The sequence below is a fragment of the Streptomyces sp. genome (genome assembly GCF_019510245.1).
Classification (GTDB): Bacteria; Actinomycetota; Actinomycetes; order Streptomycetales; family Streptomycetaceae; genus Streptomyces.
Map to the genome: position 1 here is coordinate 177,317 of NZ_JAEKKT010000127.1, position 13,110 is coordinate 190,426.

Below are 13,110 nucleotides of genomic sequence, written 5' to 3' on the forward strand. Positions count from 1 at the left end.
AGCGAGGGGCGCCACAGACGCGCCCCAAAGGGGCGCTGGGCCCCCCGGCCGAAGGCTGGGGGAGGAACTGCGCGACCAGCCCCCACCGGGCCCGCGCCCGAAATCCCTCGGCCCCCTACTGCAACGGCTCACCCGCCGGCCCGCTCGCCCCCGTCGGCTCCACGACCGCGCCCTCCCAGGACAGTGCCTTCCAGCCGTCGGCCGGGGAGCCCTCCAGGATCACCACGCCCGTGTTGTCGAGGGGGCGGGAGGCGGCGTAGGGGACGTCGACGTTGTCGGCGCGGGCCGCCGTCCACAGGCGGATCACGGCGCCGTGGCTGACCATGGCGACCGTCCCGGCACCGCTCGCGGCGGCCTCGGCGACCACCGCGTCGTAGCGGCCGAGGACCTCGTCCCCGGTCTCCCCGCCGGGCATGCGCGGCGCGGTGTCCCCGGCCGCCCACCCGAACACGGTCCGCATGTACTGCTCGCCGCGCTCGGAGTGGCCGGGCAGCATCTCCAGGTCGCCGGCGAAGACCTCGCGGATGCCGTCGCGGACGACGGGGTCGAGACCGCGGGCGGCGGCCAGCGGGGCGGCGGTGAGCTGGGTGCGGATGAGGGTGGAGACGTAGAGGGCCTCGATGTCCTCGTCGGCGAGGGCCGCCGGGAGGGCGGCCGCCTGCTGCTCGCCGAGGGCGGTCAGACCGGGACCCGGTGCCGCGGTGTCGAGCAGGAAGTCGACGTTGGTCGGGGTCTGCCCGTGACGTATGAGGAGCAGGCGCATCCAGGGGTCCTCTCACTCGGCTCACTCGTCCGCAGCGCGGGCCGGCAGGAAAGTGCCACTTCAGGGTAACCGCACTCGCATGAGCCCAGATGTCGACCTCACCGTCCCGAAGCCCGGCCGGCACGCGCTGCGCGACCGGCTGCTCGCCCTCGACAGCCGGCTGTTCGAGTTCGCCGCCGAGCGGAACTGGCCGTTCGCCGAGCCGGTGCTGCCCCGGCTGAGCCGGAGCGCCAACCACGGGGTGCTGTGGTTCGCGACGGCCGCCGCGGTGGCCGCGACCCGCACGCCCCGGGCCCGCCGGGCCGCCGCCCGCGGCCTGGCCTCGCTCACCCTGGCCTCCCTGGCCATCAACACCCTCGGCAAGCGCTCGGTGCGCCGCCCGCGCCCGCTCCTGGACCCGGTGCCCGCGGTACGGCACCTGAAGCGGCAGCCGATCACCACCTCGTTCCCCTCCGGGCACGCCGCGTCGGCGGCCGCCTTCGCGACCGGGGTCGCCCTGGAGTCCCCGGGGTGGGGCGCGGTGGTGGCGCCGGTGGCGTTCTCCGTCGCGATGTCCCGGGTGTACACGGGCGTGCACTTCCCGAGCGACGTGCTCGCGGGCGCGGTGCTGGGGGCAGGCGCCGCGTTCGCCGTACGGGCACTGGTGCCGACCCGGGCGCAGACCGGCCCGCCGCCCCGGCCGCGTGCCGAGGCCCCGGCGCTGGCCGACGGGGACGGTCTGGTGGTGGTGGCCAACCGGGCCTCCGGCAGCGCCGACCGGATGCGGGTGCTGCACCGCGAGCTCCCGGAGGCGGAGCTGGTGGAGTGCGAACCGGACGAGGTGAAGGCCGAGTTGGCGAAGGCCGCACAGCGGGCGCGGGCGCTCGGGGTGTGCGGCGGCGACGGCACCGTGAACGCGGCGGCCCAGGTCGCCCTGCGCCACGGGCTGCCGCTCGCGGTGCTGCCCGGCGGCACCCTGAACCACTTCGCCCACGACCTGAGCGTGGAGGACGGCCGGAGCATCGGCCGGGCCGTGCGCGAGGGTGAGGCGGTCCGGGTGGACGTGGGCCGCTTCACCTCGGGCGACCTGGAGGGCGTCTTCCTGAACACGCTGAGCCTGGGCGTCTACCCGGAGCTGGTCCGGGAGCGGGAACGCTGGTCGCACCGCATCGGCGCCTGGCCCGCCGAGGTGCTGGCCGTGCTGCGCGTGCTGCGCACGGACCGGCATCCGCTCCAGGTCGAACTGCGCGGCGAGACGCACCCGTTGTGGCTGCTGTTCGTCGGCAACTGTGTCTACCACCGGCTGGCCCTGACCCCAGGCCGCCGTACCGACCTGGCGGACGGGCAGCTCGACGTACGCGTGGTGCACGGCGGCCGGCATCCCGCGCTCCGCCTGCTCTCCGCCGCCCTCGCGGGCCCGCTCACCCGCTCCCCCGCCCATGCCGAGGCGCGGGTGCGCCGGCTGCGCCTGAAGGGCATCGCGGCCGGCACACCGCTCGCGTACGACGGTGAAGTCACCGATGTCGCGGGCGAGATGACGGTGGAGAAGCTGCCGCAAGCGCTGACCGTGTACCGGCCGCTGCCCTGACGTCCACCGTCGCACATGACGACCCGTCAGTCCACATGACAAAACACGGGTCTCATTATTCGGCATGCGCGCGTAGCGTTGCGGACACCGCGGGACGGGGCCGTCCGGCCCCGTCCGCCGGTGTGACGCGAAGGGGTCGAGCCATGTCGAAGCCGCGGGAGACCGCTGTCTACACGCACGGGCACCACGAGTCGGTGCTGCGTTCCCACACCTCCAGGACCGCCGCCAACTCGGCCGCCTACCTGCTGGGTTCGCTCAAGCCCCACATGCGGATCCTGGACATCGGCTGCGGTCCGGGCACCATCACCGCCGACCTGGCCGCGCTGGTACCCGACGGCCGTGTCACCGGCGTCGACCACGCCCCCGGCATCCTGGAGCAGGCCCGCGCGACCGCCGCCGGACGCGGGCTGACGAACGTGGACTTCGCGGTCGCCGACGTGCACGCGCTGGACTACCCCGACGACACCTTCTGCGTGGTCCACGCCCACCAGGTGCTGCAGCACGTGGGCGATCCGGTGCAGGCGCTGCGCGAGATGCGGCGGGTCACCAAGCCCGGCGGCTTCGTCGCCGTGCGCGACGCGGACTACGCGGCGATGACCTGGTACCCGGCGGTGCCCGGCCTGGACGGCTGGCTGGAGCTGTACCGGCGGGTCGCCCGGGCCAACGGCGGCGAGCCCGACGCCGGGCGGCGGCTGAGGTCCTGGGCGCTGGCGGCGGGGCTCACCGACATCACGGCCACCTCGGGCACCTGGACATACAGCACGGCCGAGGAGCGGGCCTGGTGGGGCGGGCTGTGGGCGGACCGCACGGTCGCCTCCTCGTACGCCGAGCGGGCCACCGAGGGCGGACACGCGACCCCGGAGCAGCTGGCGGGAATCGCGGCGGCCTGGCGGGAGTGGGCGGGGCAGGAGGACGGCTGGTTCGCCGTACTGCACGGAGAAATTCTGTGCCGTAAGTGAGCCTGATCCGCGGATTTCGGGAAACCCGCTTTGCAGGAGGTTCACACTATGGTTCCCATCCTGCTGGTACTGCTTCTGGTCCTGATTCTCTTCGGTGCCGGATTCGCGGTGAAAATACTCTGGTGGATCGCGCTCGCCGTACTTGTGATATGGCTTCTCGGATTCCTGGTCCGGGGCACGACCGGCGCCGGTGGCAGGGGTCGCTGGTACAGGTGGTGACGCCACCCACCGGTGGCGGAGTCAGTCGCGCGGCAGCAGCGGTCCCAGCGGCCCGAGGTCCAGGTTCAGGTCCTCGGGCCGCAGTCCGTAGCGGTCCCGGAGTTCGGCCATCCGGTCCTCCAGCAGCATCAGGGTGAGCCCGATGCGCTCCTCCTGCTGCTCGGTGAGGTCCCCGGTGTCGAAGCGGCGCAGCGCCTGCCGTTCCATCAGCTGGCGCAGCAGTTCCACGACGGTCAGCACGAGTTTCACCAGGTCGCGCTCCACCGTGTCCGGTTCGAGGTCCAGCCGGTTGCGGTGCTCGCTCACGTCGGCTCCCCCCAGGGTGCGGGCACTTGTGCGTTGACCGAGCTGATCAGCGCGTTGAGGTCGATGCGGACGAGGTCGACGTCCGCGATGCGCAGGGTGATGTCGCCCGTGATGACCACACCACCGGCCAGCAGCCGGTCGAGCAGGTCGACGAGGGCGACCTCACGGCGTTCGACGACGGTCACCGCGGCTCCCCCGCTTCCGCCGGCTCGGTGAAGGAGTAGGCCGCCCAGGGTCCCGTGAGTTCCACCCGCATTTCCGGTGCCTCGTCCTTCGTACGGTCGACCAGTTCCACGAATTCCTCCGAATCCGCACGGGACACCAGATAGGCCGCATTGAGCAGGTTCTGCCCGGGCACCCCGGAAAGGGCCGCGTTCTGCGGAGGGTGCAGCCGGGAATCCTCGGCGCGCTGGGAAAGCCGCTCGTGCAGAGTGTGCGCGAATTTTTCGGCGGCCCGCCATTTCTCCTCGTGCGCCCGTGTGCTCATCCGCCGCTGCCGCAGGTAGTCACGCCCGCTGGCCGGCCTGCCGACGGGTGCGGGCGCCTGCTCGGGCGGGTCGGCGTACAGCTTCACACCCCACTCGACCCGCCCTTCCAGCCGGTCGAGGATGTGCAGGAAGTCGGCCTCGCGTTCCTCCATCATGGTCCGCACGCCGCTGTCGTCCCGGAAGACCGTGGCGAGGCGGAGCGGCAGCGGCGTGGTGACCGTGGTGAGCGCGTCGATCACGCCCTGGTGGGCACGGGCGGTCGCGGCCAGCCAGTCCAGGTCCTCCAGATGGTCCCGCAGCGGCCCCTCGGCGAAGTCGCCCTCCGGGACCGTACTGACGACGGCGACCAGCCCGTGGTGCCTGAGCAGCCCCGGCGGAGCGCCGGCCACGCCGGTGAGCTGGGCCTGCAGGGCCGCCGCGAACGGACGGCAGACGGCGTACACGTACCGGAGTCCGCCCTGTGCGGTCATCCGTCCTCCTCCTGGTGCTCGCGGCGCTGTCCGCGGCCGGCCTCCAGTGCCTCCAGGGCGGCCAGCCGCTCCCGCAGCTCGTGGTTCTCGCGGGTGAGCTGGTCCCTCCGGGCCCGGGTGGACAGCTCGGGGTCGTGCTCCCACCAGTCGATGCCCATCTCCTTCGCCCGGTCGACGGAGGCGACGACCAGGCGGAGTTTGATGGTGAGCAGTTCGATGTCGAGCAGGTTGATCCTGATGTCACCAGCGATGACGATGCCCTTGTCCAGGACGCGCTCCAGGATGTCGGCGAGGTTGGCGCCCCCGCCGTCCCGTCCGTAGGGCTCGGGCAGCCGGCCGGCCATCGTCATCGACGGCTCCGGGAACCGGCGTACTCTTCCTCGTCCTCCGGCTCTTCCTCGTCCTCGGTCTCCTCCGAGGCCTCGTACTCGCCCTCGGGCTCCTCCTCACCCTCGGTCTCGTACTCCTCATCCTCCCCCTGCTCGGCGTCCTCCGCCTCGTCGTAGGGCTCCTCGTCCTCGTACGACTCCTCGTACGACTCGTCCTCCGGCGCCTCGTCCCCGGACTCCGCCTCGTCCCGGGCCTCTGCCTCGTCCCGGTCCTCTGCCTCGTTCTGGTCCTCTGCCTCGTTCTGGTCCTCTGCCTCGTTCTGGTCCTCTGCCTCGTTCTCCTCCTCCTCGGCCACCGCGTCCTCGTGGCTCTGGACGACCTCGCCGTCGCGGATCTCGCCGCGCCACCCGTCGTCCACCTCTCCCTTGATGCTGATGTGGCGGGCGTAGTGCTTGAGGTCCAGACGGGCCCGGCGGCCCGAGGCGCGCCAGACGTTGGCGGTCTTCTCGAAGAAACCGCTCGGGTAGTACTCGATCACCAGCAGTACGCGGGTGAGGTTGTCGTCGAGCCGGTGGAAGGTGACGACGCCCTTGTGGCTGCCCTTGGCGCCCTGCGACGACCACTGGATGCGGTAGTCCGGGATCTGCTCGACGGTCTTGCCCTTCCAGCTCCGGCTGGACCACCAGATCTTGCCCTGCCAGTCCGACGAGGTGTCGTCGGCCCGGCTGGCGCTCTTCACGCCCTTGGCGAAGGTGCTGAAGTCCTGGAAACGGGTCCACTGGTCGTAGGCGGTGCGCACCGGGACGCCGACGTCGACCGACTCGATGATGACGGTCGGCTTCTGGCCGCTGCCCTTGCCCTTGCCTTTGCCCTTGCCGCCCCCCAGGTTCTTCACCTTGTCCATGACGGTGTCCTTGGCGTGGGTCAGCCCGAGTTCCAGGGCGGAGCGCACCGGCCCCTTGCCCTCGGCGACCTTGCGGCCGGCGTCGAGGGCGAGCTTGCCGAAGCCGGGGCTGTTTCCCTCGGCGATGTCGTTGAGCTTGCCGGTGGCCTCGCCGAGCTTGCGTCCGGCGCCCGTCAGCAGGCGTTCCGCCTGGGCGGCGAGGTACTCCTGCACCTCCGCCTTCAGGCGGTCGGCGGCCTCGGAGTGGGCCGCTTCCGTGAACGGTCCGCTGGTCATCGCTCACCGCCTCCCTTCGGCCGGGCCCGGCCGGCCGTCTTCTTCGCGTCCGCCCGGCCCTGCGCGGCCTTCTTCGCCGGCGCCTTCTTGGCGGGCGGCTTGGCCGACGCCTTCTTCGCCGGTGGCTTCTCGGCCGCCTTCTTCGAGGGGGCCTTGCGGGCCGGCGCCTTCCGGTCGGACCGCTCCTCGCGGTCGTCCCCGGCCCTGCCGCTCCCGCCCCTCTCCTCCTGCTCCTCGTCCTGCTCCTCGTCCTCCTCCGGTTCCTCGTCGTCCCGGCCGCCGCCGAGACCGAGGTCGCCGGTGTCGGGCACGGCATCGGCCAGCTGGTCGCGCACCTCCGCGGTACGGCCGTGCAGCCGGTCGGCGAGGGCGCCGAGCTGCCGTTCGACCATGGCGCCGGAGGCGGCCTTGCCGACCCCGCGCAGATCCTGGCGCAGCTGGTCGCCGATCTCCTTGAACTGCGGATTGTCGCGCAGTTGCTGGTTGGCCAGGTCGAGGACCGCCTTCGGGGTCAGGTTCAGCCGCTTGCCGGCCACCACCGACCCCACCGCGACGGCCAGTTTCAGCTTCTTGGTCCGGCCCAGCAGGTATCCGGCCCCGATCGCGAGGCCCAGTCCCATGCGGTTCATGTATGCATCCCATTGCCGTGCCCCGCGTCTTTGCGCAGGGCGATCTCCAGCCGGTCGAGAAGTTCGTCCTCGGCTCGGTCGAACTCCTCCTCGTCGATCTCGCCGGCTTCCAGACGCTCTTCCAGCCGGGCCAGTTCGGCCCGGACCGTGGCGGGGTCGTAGTAGATCCGCTCCGCCTCCTGCACCACCTGCTCGATGACCCAGGCGCTGCCGCGCACGGGCGCGAAGGGCAGTAGCAGCAGCTCCTTGATCAGTCCCATGGGTGCCTGCTCCTTCTTGCTTGCTGCTTCTCGGCCGCGCCGGCTACTTCGAGGCCGCGCCGGCCGTGCTGCCCGCCGGTTCGGCGGGCCCCGGTTCGACGAAGCTGTACGGCGGGAGCGGTCCGTTGACGCTCAGGTCGAGATGCGGATGGCTCTTGCGCAGCCGCTCGACGCCGGCGAGGAAGGTCTCGGCGGAGTGCCGGTCCAGGAGGAAGGACAGGTTGACGAGCCAGCCGGTGGATTCGGGGCCCACGCTGACGGCGGCCGCCTCGGGTTCCAGCGCCTGCCGCACGTCGGCCGCGTCCTCGGCCTCCCGGGCCTTGACAGCGCCCGCCACCATCTCGCCGAGCCGCAGCCGGCTCTCGTAGCTTCCGCCGCCCGCCTTCCGGTTGGCCTCGGTCAGGGCGCGCAGCTCGGGGTTCTCGGACATCACCCGGTGCAGCACGGCATCTTCGACGTGACTGGCCTTGATGTTGTACTCGACCTTGCCGTCGAGGGTGCGCAGCCGCTCCAGGTAGTGGTCGACGCGTTCGGTGAGGACGCCGGTGACGGTGTCGTCGTCCGGGGCGACGCTGCCGAACCGCATGGGCAGCACGCAGCCGCCGCCGCCTGCCTCCGCCAGCACGTTCTGGTGCGCGAGCAGATCGCGGCGCTTGGGCCGGAGGCCCTCGGGGGCGTCACTGACGATGGCGGCCAGTTCACCCGCCGTGAGCACGCGCACCTGGCGCGGCGGGTCCCCCACCCCGTCCATGCCGTCGGGCAGAGCGGGGTGCGCGGCGGCCGTGATGCCGTAGACGTACGTACTCACTCCTCTTCCTCCCTCTCCTTGCGACGGGCCGGGGCGGTCTTGCGGGCGCGCGGCCGGGACTCGGCCTCACCCGAGCCCGAGTGCTCCTCACGGGCCTGCTTGAAGGCATCCGAGATCGTCTCGGCGGCACCGGAGAGCGCGCCCTTCGACTTGCCGCGGGCTCCGGACTCGGTGACCTCGCCGACGATCTCGGGCAGGCCGGGGCTCTTGCGCGGCCCCGCCTCCAGGTCGAGCCGGTTGCAGGCCTCCGCGAAGCGGAGATAGGTGTCGACGCTGGCGACGACGACCCGTATGTCGATCTTCAGGATCTCGATGCCGACCAGGGAGACCCGCACGAACGCATCGATGACGAGCCCCCTGTCGAGGACGAGTTCGAGCACGTCGTAAAGGCCGCTGCTGCCGCCTCCGCCGGTCTGCTGTGCCGGTACAACGGTCATGCCTGTCCAACCTCCTCCTTGTCGTGGGACCTGTCCGCGGGAACGGGCGGGCGGCCTACCGGCCGCCGGGCCGGTGTGCGTCGGCGCGTCCGCGTTCGTAGCGGCTCACGCGCCGGTAGCCGGTGAGCTGTCCCTGTGGGTCGAGTTCGACCTGGTAGCTCGCCATCAGGCTCATCGTGTCGGGCACCCTGGGCAGTTCCAGGACTTCGACCTCCAGTTCCCAGCCGTCCTCGGTCTGTTCGAAGGACGACACGGACTCGGCGGCCATACCGGTGAGCTCCGCAAGCTGGGCGCGCGCCTGGCGCAGTACCTCCATGGGGCTCGGCCGGTCGGGCGCCGTGTCGGGTCCGTCGTCACGTTTGCGCTCTTTACGTGAATCCTGCGTCTGAGACGTGTCGTTTGTGTTCGTCATGGCCACCTCCTAGTCCGAGTGGCCGGAGGTCTCGGGGTCAAACCTTCACAACCGATCGTTGACGCGGTGCGGTCAGCCGGATGCGTCGCGCAACGCGTCGAGCCGCCGCCGGGCCGGCCCGAGCGCCCGGCCCCGGGCGGGGATGTCCGCCCAGGGCGCGGTCCGGGCCTGGTCGACGGCGTCGGCGACGGTCCAGCGCCGGGCGTCCAGGGCGGGGTCGGCGAGCTGGTCCCAGGTGATCGGCACGGCGACGGGGGCGCCGGGCCTGGCCCGCACGGTGTAGGGGGCCACGGCTGTCTGGGCGTAGGCGTTGCGCCCCGTGTCGAGGAAGAGCCGGTCGCCGCGGTCGTCCTTGCGGACGGCGGTGGTGAGCCGGTCGGGGTGCTCGGCGGCGAGCAGGTCGGCCAGGTCCCGGGCGAAGGCGCGGACCTCCTCGACGTCGTGGCGGCCGTTCAGCGGTACGACGAGATGCAGGCCCCGGGAGCCGGTGGTCATGGGCGCCGCCGGCAGCCCGAGCCGGTCGAGCAGGGCACCGGCCCAGCCGGCGGCCTCCCGCACCGGGGCGAAGTCCGTGCCGGGCGGATCCAGGTCGAGGACCAGCCGGTCGGGACGCTCGGGCGCGGTGGTGCGGGAGAGCCAGCGGTGCAGGGTGAGGCAGGCCTGGTCGGCGAGGTACACGAGGGTGGCGGTGTCGCGGCAGACCACGTGGGTCACGGTCCCGTGCTCCTTGGCGACCTCGGCCCGCTCGATCCAGTCCGGGTAGTGGTCCGGGGTGTTCTTCTGCATGAACCGGGGACCGTCCAGGCCGTCGGGGTACCGCTCCAGCATCAGCGGACGCCCGCGCAGATGCGGCAGCAGGTACGGCGCGACGGACCTGTAGTAGTCGACGAGGTCGGCCTTGGTGTACTCCTTCGCGGCGCCGTCGCCGCCCCCGTCGCCGGGGAAGAGCACTTTGTCGGGCCGGTGCGTCCGCACCGTCCGGCGGCCCGCCCGTACCGGCCGCACCTCGTCCGGGGTCATCGCACGACCGCCTCCTCGACCAGCAGCCGGCCGGCCGCCGCGATGGCGTCGGCGTCGATGCCGGCGGCGTGCAGCTGCTGGTCGGGGGCGGCCGAACCCGGCATCGTACGGACGGCGAGCCGCACCAGCCGCGGCACCGGCCTGCCGTCGCCGAACGCCTCCGCGACCGCGTCGCCGAGTCCGCCCTCCTCGTGGTGGTCCTCGACGGTGAGCAGGCAGCCGGTCTCCTCGGCGGCGGTGCGCAGCGTCTGCCGGTCGACGGGCTTCACGGAGTAGAGGTCGACGACCCGGATCCGGATGCCGTCCTCGGCGAGCGCGTCGGCGGCCTTCAGCGCCTCGTGCAGGGTGACCCCGGCGGCGACCACGGTCAGCCGGTCCTCCTCGGAGGAGCGCAGCACCTTGCTGCCGCCGACCGGGAACTCCTCGTCCGGGCCGTAGATCACCGGGCTCGCCCCGCGCGAGGTGCGCAGGTAGCGGATGCCGTCGAGTCCGGCCATGGTGGCGACGAGCCTGGCGGTCTGGTTGGCGTCGCAGGGGTAGAGCACGGTCGAGCCGTAGAGTGAGCGGAACATCGCCAGGTCCTCCAGGCCCATCTGGGAGGGCCCGTCCTGCCCGATGGCGACGCCCGCGTGCGAGCCGACGAGGTTGATTCCGCTGCCGCTGACGGAGGCCATGCGCACGAAGTCGTGGGCGCGGCTGAGGAAGGCGGCGAAGGTGGAGGCGTACGGCACCCAGCCGCGGGCGGCCATGCCGACGGCGCCGGCGACGAGTTGCTGTTCGGCGATGTAGAACTCGAAGTAGCGGTCGGGGTGTTCCTTGCCGAAGAGCTCGGTGCGGGTGGAGTCGCCGACCTCGCCGTCCAGCGCGACGACGTCGGCGCGGGCGTGGCCCAGCGCGACCAGCGCCTTGCCGAAGGCGTCCCGGGTGGGGACCTTCTCTCCCTTGTCGTAGCGCGGGAGTTCGAGCGCGCCCGTGGGCACCGAGTGCAGGGCCCGGGCGGCGGGCGGCTCCTGCACGTGGACCCGGGCATCGCGGAGTCCGCCCAGTTCGGCGATGGCCTCCTCGGCGTCCGGCAGCGGCTTGCCGTGCATGCCCTCGCGGTCCTCGACCGCGGCCACGCCCCGGCCCTTGCGGGTGCGGGCGAGGATCGCGGTGGGCTGCCCGGCGGTGGAGGCGGCCTCGCCGTAGGCACGGTCGACGGCGTCCACGTCGTGCCCGTCGATCTCCACGGTGTGCCAGCCGAAGGCCTGGAAGCGGCGGGCGTAGGCGTCGAGGTCGTGGCCGTGGCGGGTGGGGCCGCGCTGGCCGAGCCGGTTGACGTCCACGATCACGGTGAGGTTGTCGAGATGCTCGTAACCGGCGTGCTCGGCGGCCTCCCACACGGAGCCCTCCGCCAGCTCGCTGTCCCCGCACAGCACCCAGACCCGGTAGCGGGCGTGCTCCAGCCGCTTCCCGGACAGCGCGATGCCGACCCCGACCGGCAGGCCCTGGCCGAGGGAGCCGGTGGCGGTCTCCACCCACGGCAGGCGGCGCGGGGTCGGGTGTCCCTCCAGGTGGCTGCCGAGCTTGCGGAAGGTGAGCAGTTCGGCGTCGTCGATGGCACCGGCCGCCTTGTAGGCGGCGTACAGCAGCGGCGAGGCGTGGCCCTTGGAGAGGACGAAGCGGTCGTTGCCGGGGTGGTCGGGCCGCTCGAAGTCGTAGCGCAGGTGGTGCGCGAGCAGGACCGCCATCAGGTCGGCGGCGGACATCGACGACGTCGGATGCCCGGACTCGGCCGCAGCGGCCGCCCGCACGCTGTCCACGCGCAGCTGCTGGGCGAGTTCGACGAGTTCGGCGGTGTTCATGTGGCTCCTTCCGGAGGATGGTCTGTGACGGATTCGGGGGCCTTCGGCAGCTCGGGCGAGGCCGTGTCCAGCGGCACCGACCAGGACCGCACGAGGCCCAACTGGACGCCCTGGCGCGGCAGGACGGCGTCGAGCAGCCAGTCGGCGGCGACCCGGGCCCGGCCCCCGGGCATCGCCGCGAGGTGGTAGCCGCGGGTCACCAGCCCGGCGGGCGGCCCGGACAGGGGCACCCCGAGCGGGTCGGCGGCGGCCTGCACGCCGCCGAGGTCGACGACGAACCCCAGGTCGCGATGGCGGTACGGGCGCCGGCGCCGTCCGATTCCGAGCGAGGCGGCCACGTTCTCACCGGCCACCCGGCCCTGCCGCCAGGCGTGCTGCGCGGTCATCGGCGTGAACGCGCCGGGATTGACGAGGTCGGGCACCGCGGCCGCGTCCCCGCAGGCGAACACGTCGGCGCAGCCGGGTACATGAAGGTACGGGTCGACGATCAGCCGCCCCTTCTCCAGAGGCTGCCCGGTGCCCTCCACGAGCGGGTCGGGCCGTACGCCCACGCACCACACCAGAGTCCGCGACGCCACGAACTCCCCGTCGGAGAGCAGCACCCCGTCCCGGGTGGCCTCTTTCACGGAGGTCCCCATCCGCACCTCGACCCCCCGCCGGCGCAGTACCCGGTCGGCGGTACGGGACAGCTTCTCGTCCATCCCGGGCAGCACCCGGGGCGCCACGTCCAGCAGCAGCCAGCGCGGACGCACCCCGTGGGGCAGCCGGTTGCGGCGGGCCAGGTCGTCGGTGAGCATCCGCATGTGCGCGGCGACCTCGGTCCCGGTGTACCCGGCACCGACCACGACGAAGGTGCACCGTGCGGCGGCGACGCCGGCGTCGGGGGCGACGGCGGCCAGCTCGATCTGCCGGATGACGTGGTCACGGAGGTAGAGCGCCTCCGGCAGCCCCCGGAAGCCGTGCGCGTGCTCGGCGACCCCCGGGATGGGCAACAGCTTGTTGACACTGCCGACGGTCAGCAGGAGCCGCTCGTAGCCGAGGCTGCCGGCGACGCCCTCCGGGTCGGTGTAGTGCACTTTCTGCCCGTCGAGATCGACCCGGCCCGCCTCCCCGAGCACGGTCCGCACCCGGGCGCCGGACAGCGGGAGGGCGATCCGCCGGGGATCGAGGATTCCGGCGGCGACCTGGGGCAGCAGGGGCAGATACAGGAAGTAGTCGGTGGGGTTGAGCAGGGTGATCTCGGCGCGGCCCCTGGCAAGCCGAGCGAGCGTACGGGCCGCACGATACCCGGCGAACCCGGCGCCGACGATCACGATCCGAGGCCGACGACTCACGGTGCGCCTCCGGGGTGACGACGAGGTCCAAGGCGTACCACGTAACCGTAGGCAAGACTCTGAAACACCGCCTGCTGACGGCGC

The 13,110-nt window shown here is 72.6% G+C and carries 17 protein-coding genes; 3 read left to right on the forward strand and 14 right to left on the reverse strand.

Features of this window, described 5'->3' with window-relative positions; all coding sequences use genetic code 11:
• Positions 1-115 precede the first annotated feature (115 nt).
• Entirely contained in the window at positions 116-763 is a 648-nt protein-coding gene (locus tag JF597_RS15420; RefSeq protein WP_293994485.1) for a histidine phosphatase family protein, read from the reverse strand.
• A gap of 79 nt (positions 764-842) precedes the next feature.
• On the opposite strand from JF597_RS15420, the gene JF597_RS15425 reads away from it, so the two are divergent.
• The 3 genes from JF597_RS15425 (at position 843) to JF597_RS15435 (ending at position 3,508) form a co-directional block, all read left to right on the forward strand.
• A complete protein-coding gene (locus JF597_RS15425) occupies positions 843-2,330 on the forward strand; it encodes a bifunctional phosphatase PAP2/diacylglycerol kinase family protein (RefSeq protein ID WP_293994488.1) in 1,488 nt (495 codons plus the stop codon).
• Between the two features lie 143 nt (positions 2,331-2,473).
• The gene (locus JF597_RS15430) at positions 2,474-3,289 is read left to right on the forward strand and encodes a class I SAM-dependent methyltransferase (RefSeq protein WP_293994491.1); all 816 of its coding nucleotides are present in this window, start codon (positions 2,474-2,476) and stop codon (positions 3,287-3,289) included.
• 48 nt (positions 3,290-3,337) lie between these two features.
• Positions 3,338-3,508, forward strand: a complete 171-nt coding sequence (locus JF597_RS15435) for a hydrophobic protein (RefSeq protein ID WP_293994494.1) — start codon at positions 3,338-3,340, stop codon at positions 3,506-3,508.
• 21 nt (positions 3,509-3,529) lie between these two features.
• On the opposite strand, the gene JF597_RS15440 is transcribed toward JF597_RS15435, so the two are convergent.
• The 13 genes from JF597_RS15440 to JF597_RS15500 all read right to left on the reverse strand — a co-directional run bounded on the left by JF597_RS15440 (position 3,530) and on the right by JF597_RS15500 (position 13,026).
• Entirely contained in the window at positions 3,530-3,814 is a 285-nt protein-coding gene (locus tag JF597_RS15440) for a gas vesicle protein K (RefSeq protein ID WP_093498107.1), read from the reverse strand.
• Positions 3,811-3,999, reverse strand: a complete 189-nt coding sequence (locus tag JF597_RS15445; protein WP_046730146.1) for a gas vesicle protein — start codon at positions 3,997-3,999, stop codon at positions 3,811-3,813. The genes JF597_RS15440 and JF597_RS15445 overlap by 4 nt, the downstream gene beginning before the upstream one ends.
• Positions 3,996-4,772, reverse strand: a complete 777-nt coding sequence (locus JF597_RS15450) for a GvpL/GvpF family gas vesicle protein (RefSeq protein WP_293994502.1) — start codon at positions 4,770-4,772, stop codon at positions 3,996-3,998. Before JF597_RS15450 ends, JF597_RS15445 begins: the two co-directional genes overlap by 4 nt.
• Positions 4,769-5,122: a gas vesicle protein gene (locus JF597_RS15455; protein ID WP_293994504.1), complete on the reverse strand. Its 354-nt coding sequence runs from the start codon at positions 5,120-5,122 to the stop codon at positions 4,769-4,771. Before JF597_RS15455 ends, JF597_RS15450 begins: the two co-directional genes overlap by 4 nt.
• On the reverse strand, positions 5,119-6,282 hold the full coding sequence (locus JF597_RS15460; protein WP_293994506.1) for an SRPBCC family protein: 1,164 nt from the start codon (positions 6,280-6,282) through the stop codon (positions 5,119-5,121). Before JF597_RS15460 ends, JF597_RS15455 begins: the two co-directional genes overlap by 4 nt.
• The gene (locus JF597_RS15465) at positions 6,279-6,911 is read right to left on the reverse strand and encodes a DNA primase (protein ID WP_293994509.1); all 633 of its coding nucleotides are present in this window, start codon (positions 6,909-6,911) and stop codon (positions 6,279-6,281) included. Before JF597_RS15465 ends, JF597_RS15460 begins: the two co-directional genes overlap by 4 nt.
• Positions 6,908-7,171 carry a gas vesicle protein GvpG gene (locus JF597_RS15470; protein ID WP_293994512.1) on the reverse strand — a complete coding sequence of 88 codons (264 nt, stop codon included), beginning with the start codon at positions 7,169-7,171 and terminating at the stop codon, positions 6,908-6,910. The genes JF597_RS15465 and JF597_RS15470 overlap by 4 nt, the downstream gene beginning before the upstream one ends.
• Before the next feature lie 43 nt (positions 7,172-7,214).
• The gene (locus JF597_RS15475) at positions 7,215-7,979 is read right to left on the reverse strand and encodes a GvpL/GvpF family gas vesicle protein (protein ID WP_293994515.1); all 765 of its coding nucleotides are present in this window, start codon (positions 7,977-7,979) and stop codon (positions 7,215-7,217) included.
• The gene (locus tag JF597_RS15480; protein WP_293994518.1) at positions 7,976-8,416 is read right to left on the reverse strand and encodes a gas vesicle structural protein GvpA; all 441 of its coding nucleotides are present in this window, start codon (positions 8,414-8,416) and stop codon (positions 7,976-7,978) included. The genes JF597_RS15475 and JF597_RS15480 overlap by 4 nt, the downstream gene beginning before the upstream one ends.
• Positions 8,417-8,471: 55 nt before the next feature.
• Positions 8,472-8,828 carry a gas vesicle protein gene (locus JF597_RS15485; protein ID WP_293994520.1) on the reverse strand — a complete coding sequence of 119 codons (357 nt, stop codon included), beginning with the start codon at positions 8,826-8,828 and terminating at the stop codon, positions 8,472-8,474.
• A 72-nt stretch (positions 8,829-8,900) separates the two neighbouring features.
• On the reverse strand, positions 8,901-9,848 hold the full coding sequence (ligD, locus tag JF597_RS15490) for a non-homologous end-joining DNA ligase (RefSeq protein ID WP_293994523.1): 948 nt from the start codon (positions 9,846-9,848) through the stop codon (positions 8,901-8,903).
• Complete coding sequence (locus tag JF597_RS15495) at positions 9,845-11,692, reverse strand: transketolase (RefSeq protein WP_293994526.1); 1,848 nt, start codon at positions 11,690-11,692, stop codon at positions 9,845-9,847. The genes ligD and JF597_RS15495 overlap by 4 nt, the downstream gene beginning before the upstream one ends.
• A complete protein-coding gene (locus tag JF597_RS15500; RefSeq protein WP_293994529.1) occupies positions 11,689-13,026 on the reverse strand; it encodes an NAD(P)/FAD-dependent oxidoreductase in 1,338 nt (445 codons plus the stop codon). The genes JF597_RS15495 and JF597_RS15500 overlap by 4 nt, the downstream gene beginning before the upstream one ends.
• Between the last annotated feature and the right edge of the window lie 84 nt (positions 13,027-13,110).

Coding starts and splice junctions, on each gene's coding strand:
- JF597_RS15420 (WP_293994485.1), bottom strand. CDS start 763: ATGCGCCTGCTCCTCATACGTCACGGGCAGACCCCGACCAACGTCGAC.
- JF597_RS15425 (WP_293994488.1), top strand. CDS start 843: ATGAGCCCAGATGTCGACCTCACCGTCCCGAAGCCCGGCCGGCACGCG.
- JF597_RS15430 (WP_293994491.1), top strand. CDS start 2,474: ATGTCGAAGCCGCGGGAGACCGCTGTCTACACGCACGGGCACCACGAG.
- JF597_RS15435 (WP_293994494.1), top strand. CDS start 3,338: ATGGTTCCCATCCTGCTGGTACTGCTTCTGGTCCTGATTCTCTTCGGT.
- JF597_RS15450 (WP_293994502.1), bottom strand. CDS start 4,772: ATGACCGCACAGGGCGGACTCCGGTACGTGTACGCCGTCTGCCGTCCG.
- JF597_RS15455 (WP_293994504.1), bottom strand. CDS start 5,122: ATGACGATGGCCGGCCGGCTGCCCGAGCCCTACGGACGGGACGGCGGG.
- JF597_RS15460 (WP_293994506.1), bottom strand. CDS start 6,282: ATGACCAGCGGACCGTTCACGGAAGCGGCCCACTCCGAGGCCGCCGAC.
- JF597_RS15465 (WP_293994509.1), bottom strand. CDS start 6,911: ATGAACCGCATGGGACTGGGCCTCGCGATCGGGGCCGGATACCTGCTG.
- JF597_RS15470 (WP_293994512.1), bottom strand. CDS start 7,171: ATGGGACTGATCAAGGAGCTGCTGCTACTGCCCTTCGCGCCCGTGCGC.
- JF597_RS15480 (WP_293994518.1), bottom strand. CDS start 8,416: ATGACCGTTGTACCGGCACAGCAGACCGGCGGAGGCGGCAGCAGCGGC.
- JF597_RS15485 (WP_293994520.1), bottom strand. CDS start 8,828: ATGACGAACACAAACGACACGTCTCAGACGCAGGATTCACGTAAAGAG.
- ligD (WP_293994523.1), bottom strand. CDS start 9,848: ATGACCCCGGACGAGGTGCGGCCGGTACGGGCGGGCCGCCGGACGGTG.
- JF597_RS15495 (WP_293994526.1), bottom strand. CDS start 11,692: ATGAACACCGCCGAACTCGTCGAACTCGCCCAGCAGCTGCGCGTGGAC.